Source organism: Kitasatospora sp. NPDC001527, assembly GCF_040298605.1.
Taxonomy (GTDB): Bacteria; Actinomycetota; Actinomycetes; order Streptomycetales; family Streptomycetaceae; genus Kitasatospora.
This window is the reverse complement of sequence record NZ_JBEPAM010000051.1, coordinates 25,389-40,012: the sequence shown is the minus strand read 5'-3', so window position 1 is coordinate 40,012 and position 14,624 is coordinate 25,389. Positions and strand designations below refer to the sequence as shown.

At 75.1% G+C, this 14,624-nt stretch carries 10 protein-coding genes and 1 pseudogene; 4 read left to right on the top strand and 7 right to left on the bottom strand.

Going from position 1 to position 14,624, the window contains the following annotated elements; translation table 11 throughout:
• Positions 1-208: 208 nt before the first annotated feature.
• Positions 209-4,108, bottom strand: a complete 3,900-nt coding sequence (locus ABT238_RS32235; protein WP_350802260.1) for a phosphodiester glycosidase family protein — start codon at positions 4,106-4,108, stop codon at positions 209-211.
• A 356-nt stretch (positions 4,109-4,464) separates the two neighbouring features.
• On the opposite strand from ABT238_RS32235, the gene ABT238_RS32230 reads away from it, so the two are divergent.
• Entirely contained in the window at positions 4,465-4,758 is a 294-nt protein-coding gene (locus ABT238_RS32230) for a hypothetical protein (protein ID WP_350571977.1), read from the top strand.
• Here ABT238_RS32230 and ABT238_RS32225 read toward each other — a convergent pair.
• Both ABT238_RS32225 and ABT238_RS32220 read right to left on the bottom strand, forming a co-directional pair.
• Complete coding sequence (locus ABT238_RS32225) at positions 4,743-5,381, bottom strand: AAA family ATPase (protein WP_350571976.1); 639 nt, start codon at positions 5,379-5,381, stop codon at positions 4,743-4,745. The genes ABT238_RS32230 and ABT238_RS32225 overlap by 16 nt on opposite strands.
• A gap of 89 nt (positions 5,382-5,470) precedes the next feature.
• Positions 5,471-6,037 carry a MarR family winged helix-turn-helix transcriptional regulator gene (locus tag ABT238_RS32220; RefSeq protein WP_350802259.1) on the bottom strand — a complete coding sequence of 189 codons (567 nt, stop codon included), beginning with the start codon at positions 6,035-6,037 and terminating at the stop codon, positions 5,471-5,473.
• 48 nt (positions 6,038-6,085) lie between these two features.
• On the opposite strand from ABT238_RS32220, the gene ABT238_RS32215 reads away from it, so the two are divergent.
• The 3 genes from ABT238_RS32215 (at position 6,086) to fusA (ending at position 10,840) form a co-directional block, all read left to right on the top strand.
• The gene (locus ABT238_RS32215; RefSeq protein ID WP_350802258.1) at positions 6,086-7,042 is read left to right on the top strand and encodes an EamA family transporter; all 957 of its coding nucleotides are present in this window, start codon (positions 6,086-6,088) and stop codon (positions 7,040-7,042) included.
• A gap of 550 nt (positions 7,043-7,592) precedes the next feature.
• The gene (locus ABT238_RS32210) at positions 7,593-8,219 is read left to right on the top strand and encodes a DUF1963 domain-containing protein (protein ID WP_350571637.1); all 627 of its coding nucleotides are present in this window, start codon (positions 7,593-7,595) and stop codon (positions 8,217-8,219) included.
• A 482-nt stretch (positions 8,220-8,701) separates the two neighbouring features.
• Positions 8,702-10,840, top strand: a complete 2,139-nt coding sequence (fusA, locus tag ABT238_RS32205; RefSeq protein ID WP_350802257.1) for an elongation factor G — start codon at positions 8,702-8,704, stop codon at positions 10,838-10,840.
• A 216-nt stretch (positions 10,841-11,056) separates the two neighbouring features.
• On the opposite strand, the pseudogene ABT238_RS32200 reads toward fusA, so the two are convergent.
• The 4 genes and pseudogenes from ABT238_RS32200 to ABT238_RS32170 all read right to left on the bottom strand — a co-directional run.
• A pseudogene (locus ABT238_RS32200) lies at positions 11,057-11,251 on the bottom strand (transposase); the annotation flags it as partial.
• A 292-nt stretch (positions 11,252-11,543) separates the two neighbouring features.
• Positions 11,544-12,785 carry a cytochrome P450 gene (locus ABT238_RS32190; RefSeq protein ID WP_350802256.1) on the bottom strand — a complete coding sequence of 414 codons (1,242 nt, stop codon included), beginning with the start codon at positions 12,783-12,785 and terminating at the stop codon, positions 11,544-11,546.
• A gap of 91 nt (positions 12,786-12,876) precedes the next feature.
• Positions 12,877-13,095, bottom strand: a complete 219-nt coding sequence (locus ABT238_RS32185) for a ferredoxin (RefSeq protein WP_350802255.1) — start codon at positions 13,093-13,095, stop codon at positions 12,877-12,879.
• Between the two features lie 877 nt (positions 13,096-13,972).
• On the bottom strand, positions 13,973-14,572 hold the full coding sequence (locus ABT238_RS32170; RefSeq protein ID WP_350802254.1) for a putative glycolipid-binding domain-containing protein: 600 nt from the start codon (positions 14,570-14,572) through the stop codon (positions 13,973-13,975).
• Between the last annotated feature and the right edge of the window lie 52 nt (positions 14,573-14,624).

Here is a 14,624-nt window from a genome sequence, read left to right as displayed (position 1 = left end):
AGCCGCACCGGACGCCTTCGCACCGCGCACGGCACCCCGGCCCGAACCCGGCCGCGGCGGCCGCCCACCTGCGCTCGGCGGGGTTGGGCGGGGAGTTCCGGGGGGCTCTGACCGGGGCGCCACCAGGAACGCCGAGGCCCGTGGGGCCGCCGCCGTCGGGACGGGGCGGCGGCCGCACGGGCCGGGTGTCAGGGGTGGTCCGGCAGCGCTAGAGGGCGCTGCACTGGCCGCCCTTCGGGCCGTTCACGGTGTTGCCCTGGCCGCCGTTGCCGGGGGCCGGGGTGTTGCCCGCGCAGTCCAGCGGACCGCGCACCGTGGTGCCGGCGACGACGGTGCCGCCGGTGTTGAGCGCCAGGTGGGCCGGGCCTTCGACGGTCGACCCGAGCAGGGCGACCTGCCCGGTGGAGCCGCTCACCGAGACCGGGCCGGACACCCGGGTGTCGGCCAGCACGAAGGCCGCCGCGCCGCGGGCCGAGACCGGGCCCTTGATGGTCGCGCCGTTGGCGACCAGCGCCGCGCCCGGCTGGACCAGCACCGGTCCGGTGACCGTCGCGCCGTCCAGGCAGGTGACGCCGGAGGTGACCGCGAGCTTCTTCTGGGTGCCGCGCAGCGTGGTGGTGCAGGCCGGGACGGAGCCCACGGTGAGCTTGCGCTCCGCCGTCACGCCGCCGACCGTGACGGTCAGCGTGGCACTGCCCGGCCGCAGGCCGGTGAGCGTGCGGGTGGCCGGGTCGTACGCGGCGACGCTGCCGCGCGGGGCCTCGGCGGCCGGTCCGACGTGCACGCCCTGGCCGCCCCACCGGGCGGTGACCGGCCAGGCGACCGGCACCGTCCGCTCGCCGTCCTGGGTGAAGGTCGCGCTGACCGGCGCGGAGTCCAGCAGGCCGAGCGACTCGGGGGCGGTCAGCTGCACCGCGTCGGCGCGGGCCCGCACCTCGGCGCGCAGCCAGGCGGAGGCGTCGTCCGGCACCGCGTAGGGGTCGGTGACCTTGCCGGCGGCCGGGTTGATGCCGAGCATCGTCCAGCCGGTGAAGCCACCGCGGTCCGGCTCGGCGGCCGGGCCCTTGCCGGAGTTGCCGTTGATCAGGTACGGGACGCCGTCGACGCTGCTCGCGTGGAAGGCGCCGACGTGGCCGCTGATCATCGCGGCGGACTTGCCGTTCGCGCGGAAGCCGGCCAGCCACTGCTCGACCAGGGCGGCCTCCTTGCGGTCGCCCAGCTGGCTGCCCTGGTCGGGCAGCGGGTCGCGGGTCGGGTGGTGGTCGAACAGCAGCAGGCCGGTGACCGACGGGTCCTTGGCGGCGTCGTCCAGGGTGGTGCGCAGCTTGGCGATCTGGTCGAAGCCGCCGGCCCGGAAGGAGCCGAGCGCGCTGTTCAGGGTGAGGAAGCGGGTGCCCTTGACGTCGAACACCTCGCTGGTCTCGCCGAAGGCGGCCTTGAAGTTGTCGATGGTGCCGGGGCCCATCACCTCGTGGTTGCCGGGCACGTAGTGCCAGGGGATGCTGCGGCCGGTGAGCTGGTCGAACTCGTCCAGGACCTTCCGGGCGAGGGCGAAGTCGGCCGGGCTCGCCTCGTCGACCAGGTCGCCGGCGATGACCAGCAGGTCGGGCTCGGCGGCGGCGATGTCGCGCAGCGTGCGGCGGGCGGCCTGCACCAGGTCGCTCTCCGGGGCGCGGGCGATGAACTGGGCGTCCGACATCACCGCGACCCGCAGCGGCCTGCCGTCCACGGTGCCGTCGGTGAGCACCACCGGGTCGGTGACCCGGGGGCGCACCGGCAGTTCGACGTCCGGCGCGACCTTGACCCGCAGGTCGGCCAGGGTGAGCGCGCCGGTGTAGGAGCGGGCCGCGCCGGTCTCCATCAGCCGGAACCGCTGGAAGGTCAGCGGGTACTGCACGCCGGCCGGGATCGGGAACTCCACCTTGCGCCAGCCGGTCCAGGTGACCATCGGCGCGTCCAGGTTGGCGGTGACGCCGGCGGCGGTGCGGTACTGGATGCGCGGCCAGGCGCCGTTGCCGTCGCCCTCGATCCACAGCGAGACGGAGCGCGGCTGGCCGGGCAGCACGATGCCCTCGGGGGCGATCGCGTACTGGCCGCGGGTGCCGGTCGACTGGGTGAAGTCGTAGGTCAGCCGCAGGCCCTTGCCGCCGTCGTGGCCGGCGGCCGGGGCGACACCGCCGCCGGGCGCGCGGTCGTTGCCGGACTTCCAGGCGGCCGCGTCGGAGAAGTCGGCGAACGGCTTCTCGGTCATGCCGACGGTGACGGCGACGGCGGTCTCCAGGCCTCCGACGGTCAGCTTGAGCGTCGCGGAGGTGCCGTCGGTGAGCGCCTTGAGGGCGATCGAGCCGTCCTCGGCGGCGGTGGTCTCGACCACGCCGGTGCCGCCGGTGACGGCGATGTCCGCGGCCTCGACCGGGGCGGCGTGGCCTTGGGCGTCGTAGCCGGTCACGGCGATCTTCGCGGTGGCGCCGGCGGTCTCCAGGCCGATCGGGTCGGTGCCGGCGGTGATCCGCACCGGGGCGCCGAGCACGGTGAGCGGCAGGGAGCCTGGCTCGGCGCCGTCGGCCGCGGCGGTGACGGCGGCCGGGCCGGAGGTGCGGCCGGTGACGACGGCGGCGGTGCCCTGGCCGGACACCTCGACGGTGCCGTTGCCGGGCGCCCCGGCCTTGGCGGCCGACCAGCGGACCGGCGGGGTGCCGCCGTTCACCGGGCCGAAGGTCTCGTCGTGCGGCAGCGCGCGGACGGTGCGGTGCAGGCCGGGGAAGACCCGGGTCGCGGTGTCCACGGCCTCCGCCGGGCGGACCCGGAAGCCCTTGACCCGGCCGGAGCCCGGTGCGGAGAACAGGCCGAGCCCGTTGGCGACGGCCCGCTCCCCGCCGTTGTCGGAGGGGCTGCTGACGGTGCCGGCCTGGCCGGTGCCGGGCAGCCGGGCGGCCATCGCGGCCGAGCCGCCGCCGTCCATGTTGAGCGCGTTGCGCGCGCCCATGTCCCGCATCAGCACGGCGAGCTCGGGCAGGCTGATGCCGGGGCTGTCGGCCTGCCGGCCGTCGACGGTGACCAGGTACATCCGCTTGTTGTCGGCGGAGAAGCCCACGGCGGTACGGGCGTTGAGCTCGTTGCCGTCGTTCTCCCCGGGCTTCAGGGCGACGCCGTCGCGGACCAGCACCTGGTAGCCGCCGACCGCCACCGCGACCTCGCCGAAGGAGGCGCGCGGCCGGTAGCCGGTGGTGACCTGGTCGCCGGGCTTGAGCGCCCGCAGCGCGCGGGCGCCGGCCTCCCGGCCGACCAGCACGGTGGCGCCCTCGGGCACGGCGCCGCCCGGCTGGTCGCGGACGGCCGTGACCCGGCCGTCGCGCAGCTCCACCTCGACGACCTCCGGGGAGCCGTCGGCGACCTTGGCGCGCGAGGCCGTGCCCCAGGCGGGGGTGAACAGGCCGACGCCGTCGGCGGGCAGGCCGTAGGTGTTGACGCCGCTGAGCTTCAGTTCGCCGCCGCCGGGCAGGGCGGCGTGGCCCTCCAGGAACACCTCGGCCATCCGGGCCAGGCCGTCGGTGCCGACGGTCACGGCCTGGTTCCATCCCTCGACGGGGGCGTGGACGAGGCCGTCCTCGCGGGAGACGCCGATGCCGAGCGGTGCTTCGGAGGCGTTCATGTCGAAGTAGTCGCCGTTGATGGCGGCGACCGCGCCGGCGCCCCGGGCCATCTCGGTGACGGTCTGGCGGGTCGTCACCTGGCCGGAGGACAGGTAGTCGACGCTCAGGCCCTCGGTGGCGAGGTCGGCGACCAGGACCTTGCCGCGGATCCAGCCGCTCTTGCCGAGCCGGTCGAAGCCGGTCATGGTCAGCCCGGGGGCGATCGGGGTGACCTCGCGCCGGGTGACGACCGACTCGCCGGGGCGGTCGAGCACCAGGCCGGGGTCGGCGGCCGCGCCGTTGGCGCCGGCCGTGGCCGGTCCGCCGGGCGCGGCCCAGGCGGTGGCGGTGGCGAGCGTGGGCAGGCCGGCGGCGACGAGCGCGCAGAGCGCGAGCGCCGCGGTGGGGCGCCGGCGTCGGCGTCCCGTGGAAGGGGGAACGGGGGCGGTCGTCGTGGGGGTGACGGGCGGTGACATCGGTGGTTCAGCTCCTCGTACTGCTACGGGACGTGCGAGCCGCCGGTGCGAGCGCAGGACGCGGTCGGCGGCACGGGGTGCCGTGGAACGGCGTGGCCCGGGCGTGTGATCACCAGGCCGACGGCAGCAAATCGTCCACGAAAGACCGTCACACCACGCGGTGGTGAACCGGCACGTTCGGCCGCGCGAACAAAAGCCCCATTCCTCACGGGAACATGACACAACAGGCCACCGGGGCACGGCGGATGGGGATCGCGGTTTCCCGTCCTGCTGCGGGGTGCGGCGCCCGTGGGCGGCGCACAGTGGGGCGCGCACCACCTCGTCCCCGTCAACGCGCCCCAACCGGAGGGAACACCATGAGCATCCGCACCGCGGCCGCGGCCCTGGCCGCCACCGCCGCCCTCGCCGTCCCCGTCCTCGCCGCCGTCCCGGCCTCCGCCGCGCCCGCCCGGGTGGCGGCCTGTTCGACGTACAGCAACTACGTCAGCTACGGCGCCTCCTGCGACGGCACCCGCAGCTACTACGCGTGGGCCGTCTGCGCCAACAACCAGGTGGTCTACGGGCCCACCCGGTCGGGCGGGGTCTGGTCCTACGCCTACTGCAGCAACGTCGGCTCGACCTTCCGCAGTGGCGGCTACACGCTGATCTGACCGCCGGCCGCAGTCAGCGCGCGGTCCATCCGGTCGCCGAGCGTGGCCCACGGGCGGCAGTCGACCACCGGGAGGGCGTGCCGGCGGGCCTCGGCGGCGAGCCAGTGCGAGTACCGCGCACTGACCTCGGCCCGGTCCGCCTGCACGCCGCCGTCCGGTTCGCGGTCCGCGTAGTTGGCGGTGATCCGGCCGGCGTCGCCCTCGTGCAGGAAGACCGCCCGCACCTCCCGCCCGGCCGCCCGCCCCAGCGCGACCGCGCGGGCGCAGGCGGCCGGGGTGAGGTAGTCGCCCTCGACGACGGCGGGGACCGGGACGGTCAGCCGGTTGCGCACCACACCGAGCAGGGCCGGCTCCAGGGCCTCGGCGGTGGCGATCTGGAGGTCCAGCACGCGCTGGGGCGGCAGTTCCTCCGCCGGGGCGGCGCCGTCGCCGAAGTGGTGCAGGCCGGGGTGCTGCTCGGGGGTGGTGAGCTCCTGGACGGCGGCGACCACGTCGTCGAACTCGACGACGAAGGCGCCCGTGGCCGCCGCGATCCGGGCGGCGGCCAGGCTCTTGCCGACGCCGGAGGCGCCGCCGAGCAGGATGACGTCCCAGGTCCGGTTCGTCAGATTCGTCAGGTTCATAGGGTTCATAGGGTTCATAGGGTTCATCGGGTTCATTGGATTCGTCTGGTTCGTCACCCGGCGACGCTATCGCGCGGGATCCGGGCGGATCATCCGGATTTCGGTGCCTCGCCTCCGGCCGGCCCCCCGTGGTCGAGGCGCTGCTGCCACGTCGTCAGCAGGCCCTCCAGGGCGGCCGCCTCCTCGCGGGTGAGCAGGGCCAGCAGGCGGTGCTCGTTGCGCATGTGGGCGGTGAACGCCTCGTCGATCAGCCGGCGGCCCGCCTCGGTGAGGGCGACCACCCGCCCGCGCCCGTCCGCCTCGCTGCGCCGGCGGGTGACCAGGCCCGCCCGCTCCAGCCGGTCGATCCGCTTGGTCATGGCGCCGGTGGTGACCATGGTGCGGGCGGCCAGTTCCCCGGGGGCCCGCTCGAACGGCGCGCCCGCCCGGCGCAGCGCGGCCAGCACGTCGAACTCGCCCTCGCCCAGCCCGTAGCGGCCGTAGACCAGGCAGAGCTCCTCGGTCAGCCGGCCGGCCAGCCGGTGCAGCCGTCCGATCACCGCCTGCGGGGAGACGTCGAGGTCGGGCCGCTCGCGGCGCCACTCGGCCTGGATGAGGGCGACGTGGTCCGGGGCCGGATCCGTCGCGCCGGTGTCTCGGCTGCGCTGCTGCTCCATGCCGCTCATCGTAGCCGGGTAGCTTCCCGGGAAGTTATATTGTCTTCCATGGAAGCCAGTTTCCGGTGGGTGCTGCTGACCGCCGTCGCGCCGGTGGCCTGGGGTGCCAACTACTACGTCACCCGCGAGTTCCTCCCGGCCGACCGCCCGCTGTGGGGCGCCGCCCTGCGGGCCCTGCCGGCCGGTCTGCTCCTGCTGGCGCTGCGCCCGCGCCGGCCGCGCGGAGCCTGGTGGTGGCGCTCGGCGCTGCTCGGGCTGCTGAACACCGCGGGGTTCTTCGTCCTGCTCTACGTGGCCTCGCAGTCGCTGGCCACCAGCGTCGCCTCCACGGTGATGGCGGCCTCGCCGCTCGCGATGCTGCTGCTCGCCTGGCTGCTGACCGCCGCCCGCCCCGCGCGGGCCCATCTGCTCGGTGCGCTGGTCGGCCTGGGCGGGGTCGGGCTGATGCTGCTGACCAGGGCCGAACCGGTCAGCCTGCCCGGACTGGCCGCCTCGGCGGCGGCGATGCTCGTCTCCTCGCTGGGCTACGTGCTGGCCGGCCGCTGGCGGGACGGCCCCGACGTGCTCGCCACCACCGCCTGGCAGCTGCTGGCCGGCGGGCTGGTCCTGCTGCCCCTGGCGGCGGCCTTCGAGGGCGCGCCCGCCGCGCCCACCGGGCGGGAACTGCTCGCCTTCGGCTATGTCGCGGGGGTGGCGACCGCGCTGGCCTTCGCGGCGTGGTTCGCCGGCCTGCGCCGTCTCCCGGCCGGGACCGTCGGCCTGCTCGGGCTGCTCAACCCGCTGACCGGCGTCCTGCTCGGCACGGCGCTGGCGGGCGAGGGCCTCGGCCCGCTCCAGATCGCGGGCCTGCTGCTGGTCCTCGCCGGAGTCGCCCTCGGCCGCCCCCGCGGGGCACGCGCCGACCGCCCGGCGGCTGCGGCTGCGGCTGCGGCTTCGGCCGGGCCGGGTGCCCGGCCCGAGCCGCGGGGCCCCGCTGGGGCGGCGCGGGTGAGTCCGCCTCCCTAGGCGGAGCCGTTCCGTCGCCTGGCGGCTTCCCTGTCGAGGAGGCCGGTCAGGTGGTGGTCGAGCACCGCGCGTGGCCTCGGGGGTGCGGAGCACGCGTGCGGTGTCCACCGCGAGGCCGGTGGCCGGCGTCCGGCAGATGTCCGCCTCCACGAGGTCCGCCGGCTCGGGCGGGCCCTCGCCTCCGTGGCGCGCGTGCCGGGCGCCGGCGATCGGGTGGGCGGTGAACGACAGGAGTTCCTCGTCGCCCGGTCCCAGGGGGTGGCCATCGCCGGGGCGGACACCGCCCGGCCGAGCACGGCGACCGCGCACCGGATCGGCCGGGCGCCCTCGGTGTCCACCTCGATCAGTGCGGGCAGGAAGGTTCTGAGCAGCGCGGCAGGGCTGTCGCCGACGGCGGCCTCGCCCCGCCGTTCGATCGCCCGGCCGGTCTCCCGCGCCGCCCGGGAGGCCTCGCCGTGGCCCGTCACGACCCCTGACCCGTCATGCCGAGGTCCTCCCGACGAGGCCCGACCGGACCGGGATGTCGCCTCCGGCTGCCACGATGTCGGACATGGTGAGATCACTGCGCATCGAGGCCTTCACCCCGGTCGACCGGCCGGTCGTCACGCCGACCACCAAGTTCGGCGGCCAACCCGTGTGGGTGACGGACCCGCAGTGGCCGGTCAGCGCGGCCTGGGACCGGCCGATGCGGTTCGTCGCCCAGATCGAGCTGGACGCGGTGCTCGGGAGCGCCGGCCGGGGGAAGGTGGCCTATGTCTTCGTGACCCACGCCGATCACGGGGAGGACTTCTTCGACCCCGACATCATCGACCCGGCCGGCGGCGAGAACGCGGTGATCGTCCAGCCGGGCGGGGAGTACGCGGGCCGGCTGCGCCCGCTGGCGACCGGCCCCGGGCTCTACGCCCCCGACGGGTCGGCGGTGGAGTACGCCCTCGACCTGTGCCCGGTCGACGAGGGCCACGGCCGGGACCTGGAGCGGTTCGACGGCGACAAGATCGGCGGCGCACCGGTGTTCGTCCAGGGCGACCAGTGGCCGGACGGCGGCCCCTGGCAGTTGCTGCTGCAACTCGACCCGAACTGGGTGCCGTTCCACCTCGTCCTCGGCGCGGCGCCGAGGCTGTTCGCCTTCGTGTCCGGGGACGGCGCCCGGGGCGGGCTGCTCGTCCAGGACTCCTGAGCCGACCGGGTCCCCGCCGTCGAAGCCCCCCGCCGTCAGGGCTCGACGCCGAGAACGCGTGAAAAGGTTCGGGTGGTAGAGCCGCTGACGGTCGGTGGGGAAAAGCGGGTGACCCGGGGGCGGGCCGGTCCTACACTCGGCACCCAGAGGCGCGCCGCCCGTGGTTCCGGTGGTGGCGCGCGCCGTGACGAGTCGGGGGAGGACCGGTCGTGCGCCACCGCAGCGCTGCCGTCGTCCCCTCGTCCCGGTTCGAGGTGATCCTGGTGTCCTCGTCCCTCCGGTGCCCGCTGCGCGGCCGGCACCGGGTGGTGTGCGTGACGAGCAGCTGACGCCGGGACAGAAGACCCTTTCCTCAACCGCGGACCCGGGACGGGTCCGCGGTTCCCGGCTCCTGACAGCCGGCCCCCGGCTTCCGGCCTCGTCGTCGCCGCCGCAATCGCGCCGCCCCTTTCCTTCCCGCGAGCTTCGAAAGGCACCGGGCCATGCGCACCGACGTCCGAACCACCACCGCTGTCACCACCACCGCCACCACGGCCGCCGCCATCGCCGCCGTCCGCAACCTGGGCATCCTCGCCCACGTGGACGCGGGCAAGACCACCGTCACCGAGCGGGTCCTCTACCTGACCGGCGAGACCCACAAGCGCGGCGAGGTGCACGACGGCACCACCGTCACCGACTGCCACCCGCAGGAGCGCGAGCGGGGCATCACCATCTTCGCGGCGGCGGTCAGCTGTCTGTGGAACGGCCACCGGATCAACCTGATCGACACCCCCGGCCACGTCGACTTCGCCGACGAGGTCGAGCGCTCGCTGCGGGTGCTGGACGGCGCGGTCGCGGTCTTCGACGCCGTCGCGGGGGTCGAACCGCAGAGCGAGAGCGTCTGGCGCCAGGCCGACCGGCACGGCGTGCCGCGGATCGCCTTCGTCAACAAGCTCGACCGGCCCGGCGCCGACCTGGACGCCGCCGTCGCCTCCATCCGCGCGCGGCTGCACCCGGCCCCGCTGGCCGTCCAACTGCCCATCGGACGGGAGGACGGCTTCACCGGCGTCGTGGACCTGCTGACGATGCGGGCCCTGACCTGGGACGACGGCCCCGACGGGGACGGTCTGCGGCAGGGGCCGGTGCCCGACGGGCTCCAGGAGGAGGCCGAGCGGCGCCGCCGCCTGCTGGACGAGGCGGTGGCCGGTCTCCACCCGGCCGCGCTGGAGGAGTACTGCGCACACGCGGCGCTCTCCACGGCCACTCTGGCCACCGCCCTGCGGGACCTCACCCGCGGCGGGGAGGCCGTGGTGGTGCTGTGCGGCTCGGCCTACCGCAACCGGGGGATCGAGCCGCTGCTGGACGCCATGACGGCCTACCTGCCGTCGCCGCTGGACGTTCCGCCGGTGCGCGGCACCGGGGTCGGCCCGGCGCAGGACGAGGAGGTGGAACGGGCCGCCGATCCCGACGGGCCGCTCACCGCGCTGGTGTTCAAGGTGGAGATCAGCGCCTCCGGCCGGCTCACCTACCTGCGGCTGTACACGGGCACCCTGCGCAAGGGGGACACCGTGCTGGACGCCGGCACCGGCCGCACCGAACGGATCGCCCGGATCATGCGGGTGCAGGCCGACAGCCACGTCGAGGCGGACACGGCCGTCGCCGGCGACATCGTCGCGGTGGCGGGCGTCAAGGCCGCGCGCACCGGCGCGACGCTGTGCGCGCCCGGCGCGCCGCTGGTCCTGGAAGCGGCCGTCGTGGCGGAGCCCGTGGTGACGGTGGCCGTCGAGGCGCGGCGCACGGTGGACACCGAGCGGCTGGCCCTCGCGCTCGCCCGGCTCGCCGAGGAGGACCCGTCGCTGGTCGTCCGCACCGATCCGGAGACCGGGCAGCGGGTGCTGTCCGGCATGGGCGAACTGCACCTGGAGGTGGCGGTGGAGAAGGTCCGCCGCGCGCACGGCCTGGAGGTGACCGTCGGCCGTCCGCAGGTCGCCCACCGGGAGACCGTGGAGCGCGGGGTCACCGGCCACGTCCACCGGCACGTCAAACAGGACGGCGGCGCCGGGCAGTTCGCCCACGTGGTGCTCGACGTGGCACCGCTGGACGGCCCGGCCGAGGAGGCGGAAGGAGAGGGGTTCGTGTTCGCGTCCACCGTCACCGGCGGGCGGGTGCCGAAGGAGTACGTCCAGGCGGTCGAGGCGGGCTGCCGGGACGCGCTCGCCGAGGGCCCGCTGGGCGGCCACCCGGTCACCGGCCTGCGGGTCGTCCTGACCGACGGGGCCACCCACCCGAAGGACTCCTCGGACCTCGCGTTCCGCACCGCCGGGCGGCTGGCACTGCGCGAGGCCCTGCGGGCCTGTCGGATGGTGCTCCTGGAACCGGTCGCCGAGGTGACGGTGACCGTGCCGCAGGAGGCGGTGGGCGGTGTCCTCGGTGACCTCGCCGCCCGCCGGGGCCGCGTCCAGGGCTCGGACCCGCGCGGCGGGACGGCGGTGGTGACGGCGATCGTGCCGATCGCCGAACTGTTCGGCTACGCGACCGCCCTGCGCAGCCGCACCCGGGGCCGCGGCACCTTCGCCACTCGCCCGGCCGGGTACGCCCCGGCACCGGCGGGCGCGCGCGGAGCTGTCCGGCCGATCATGTGACCATGCCGAGTGGGAACGGCTGCGGCCGTTCCTGCCGGTCAGCAGGATCCTCTCCGGTACCGGCTCGAACTGCGTGCGGTCCGCCCGCTGCCCCGGCGTGACGACCGGGGACAGCGGGCGGGCGACGAGGCTCTGCCTTTGAGGCCAGGGCCGGCGGCGGATCGGTCCGGGCGCCGGCCGCGTGCTGGTGGGCCCGCACGATCGTTCCCCTGTCCCGTCGGCCGACCGCAGCCGGTGGCGTTCATCGACCGCTTTCCAGGGCCCGAACCGCTCGGGCAGATCACACCAGTGCACACCGGTCCGCACCGGGTGCAGGATCCCGTCGATCACCTGCCGATGGTCCCGCCACCGGCCACAACGCCTGTTCGGCCCGTGCCGCGCCTGCCTGCGCAGGCGCGGCCTCCGGCACACGATCCCGGAGAAGGCGGAAAGTCAGGCCGCCCGCCTGCGCAAAGGCTCACGCGGCGGGTGCCCACCGGCCTTCGACGAGAAGCGGTACAAGAAGCGCGACACCGTCGAACGGGCCGTCAACAAGCTCAAGCACGCGCTCAAGCACGCCCGAGCGGTCGCAACCCGATACGACAAGCGCGGATACGTCTACCCCGGCACCGTCACCGCGGCCGCTCTCGTCATCCGGTTCCGCACATGATCGCCCGGACAGCTCCGCCCGGTACCCCAGTGAGAGTGCTCCATCGGGCCCCGCTCACCAGGTCACGGGCAGTGACCGCATCCCGTAGATGAACGACTCGGTACGGAACTCGCGCTCGCCGGCCGGCCGCAGCCCCGGCAGCCGGCGGAACAGCGTCTCCAGGGCGATCTGGAGTTCGGCGCGGGCCAGCGGCTGGCCCAGGCACTGGTGCACGCCGAAGCCGAACGCCAGTTGCCGCCGGGCGTCCCGGTACAGGTCCAGCTCGTCCGTCGCCCGATGGCCGGCGCCGCCGAACACCGCCTCGTCCCGGTTGGCGGTGGAGAGCATCGCCAACACGCCCTCCCCGGCCCGGACGGTGACGCCGCCCAGCTCCACGTCCTCCAGCGCCACCCGGGGCAGGCCGGTGTGCACGATGGTCAGCAGCCGCAACAGCTCCTCCACCGCGCCCGGCAGGGTGGCCGGGTCGGCCAGGCCGGGGATCTGCTCGGGGTGCTCCAGCAGCAGCGCGGTCGACAGCGCGATCATGTTCGCGGTCGTCTCGTGCCCGGCGATCAGCAGCAGCACGCCCATGCCGGCCACGTCGTCCGGGGTCAGGTCGTCCCGCGCCGCGAGTCGGCTGAGGACGTCGTCCTCCGGCTGTGCGCGCTTGCGGGCCGTCAGGTCGCACAGGTAGTCCCGGACCTCCTCCTGGGCCTCCCGGAGTTGCTCCACGGTGCTCTCCTGGTTGAGCATCGTGCGGCTCAGGCTCTGGAAGCGGTCGTGGTCCTCGTACGGCACGCCGAGCAGCAGGCAGATCACCAGCGAGGGCACCGGCAGCGCGAAGTCGGTGACCAGGTCGGCCGTGGTCCGGCCCGCGGTCATCCGGTCCAGTGCCTCGTCCACGATCCGCTGGATCTCCGGGCGCAGCGCCTCCACCCGCTTGACCAGGAATTCCCCGGTGAGCATGCGGCGCTGGCGGGCGTGCTCGGGGTCGTCGAGCCGCAGGAAGTCCGGATTGTCGGTGATCAGCTCGCGAGCGCCGGCGACCAGCAGCGGGAAGGTCGGGTGGCGTATGTCGGCACTGAACCGGCGGTCGGACAGCACGGTGCGGACCTCGGCGAAGCCGGTGACCAGCCAGCAGAGGTCGCCGTCGGGCAGCTCGGCCCTGGTCACCGGCCCGGTGGCGGCGGCCTCGGCGTACGCGGGCGGCGGGCCGAACGGGCAGCCGCCGGAGTGCCGGGCCGGCAGTGGGAGGACGGGGGTGGTGGTTGCGCTGGTGGTTGCGGTGGTGGTTGCGGTGGTGGTTGCGGTGGTCAAGGCGGGGGTCTCCTCACGTCGCGGGTGTTCTCGTGGGGTTCGGGGCCCGGGAGGGTTTCCGGCGGCCTGCGGGGCCGGCGGCGGGGGTCCGTCAGGCCCCGGTCCGCGCGGGCTCGTCCCCGGTGACGGTGATCGCCCGGCCCGGGCAGAGCTCGGAGGCGAGTCGCACGCCGTCGAACTGCTCGGGCAGCAGGACAGTCTGACGGAGCTTCACGAGACTGTCCCGGTCGTCCTGGTCGAAGACCGCGGGGGCGTTCGTCACGCACATGCCGGAGCTGCAGCAACGGTCCCGGTCGACGCTCACCTGCATGTCGGGCACCTTTCGCCAGGGCGGCGCCGACTGCCCGGCGGCCACCTCTCGTTGTCACGGTCAACCTAGCCATCGCTGGTCCGTTCACGGAGGGGCCCGGTGGCCGGATCGAGAATGGCTGATTCGGCCCCTGTGCCTGAACCCCCGTGCGGCGCAATGTGTTTCAGCCCGTGGTACTTCGCCGGAAGGGTCGGCGGACCCGGCCAGGCGGACGGCCTCACAAACCTTCGGCGTTAGCCAACTCCCTTACGGAGGAAACCATTTCGGACTCGGCGGCGCTCTTGTCCGGCCGGTAGCGCACCACCCGGGCGAACCGCAGGGCCGGCCCGGCGAGGTAGCGGGGACTGCCCGGCGGGGAAACGGGGGCTGCCCCGCAGGGCCGGCCCTGCGGGGCAGCGGGGGCTGCGTTGGAGGCCGTCGTAGGCGACCTCGACCAGTTCCGGCCGGACCAGCACCGTCCGGGCGTCCCGCCCGGTCTCCCGGGCGGGCAACTCGGCGGTCTGCCGGGCGAGCGTTCGGTCGGTCGGCCCCTTGAAGGTCTTGCCGAGCACCACCCACGGGCCGAGCCCCGGCTCGCCCGCCACCCGGGCGGCCGGCGAGGCCCCGGACGGTCCCGAGGCGGTCGCACCACCAAGCTCCCCCTGAGCGCGGAGGGCCGCTGCCGGGCTTTGTCCCTGGTCATCACGCCGGGACAATGCGCCGACCGCACCCGGTTCGAGCCCGTCATGGACAAGCGGCGACCATGACCGTGCCATCTGGCACCGCTCATGATCGCGCGGACAGAACCCAGCCGGCGGGCCGTCGGTCGGCGGGCCACCCCCCGGTGGCCGGCGGGCCACCGGCGCAGCCGTGGTGGTGGCTCAGCTGCGGCGGGGCCTCAGTTGTGGCCGCGGGCCAGGCCGGGGTAGTCGAGGACCAGGCCGTGCAGGTCGACGAGCAGGTCGTGCAGGTCGACGAGCAGGTCGGCGCGGAAACCGCCGGACTCGTACCGGACGGTCGCCGCCGCACCGGCGGCGTCCTCGTTCCCGGTCGGCCCCAGGTGGGTGTACGTCTGGCGCGACGGGTGGACCGTCAGGTCGGGCACCCGGACCCACGCCATCAGGAAGTCGTGCCGCCCCGGCTCCCGGTGGAGCCGGTGGCGGAGCAGCGGCATGGCGTTGGTCAGCGGGGAGAGGCCGAGGTCGCAGTCGAGCGCCCCGTCCAGCTCCGGCCGGTGGTGCCCGTCGACGGTCCACCGTCCGTCGTGGTTCAGCAGCTCCAGCTCCCGCACGCCCTGCGCCGAGGCGGCGCGGACCGCGAGCCGGCGGGTCGTCCAGCCGGGCCCGGTGTCGAGCTCGTAGTCGAGCCAGTAGGGCGCGGGCATCAGGCCGGCCACCCGGCCGTGGGCACGCAGGCGGTCGTTGCCGAGTTCGACCCAGGCCGTCTCGACGCCCCGGCTCTCCGAGACCTCCCAGGTGGGGACCAGATGAGTGATCATGCCCGTCACGGTAGCGGCCCGCGTCGTCGCCCGGGTTGCCGGTCAGGCGGCC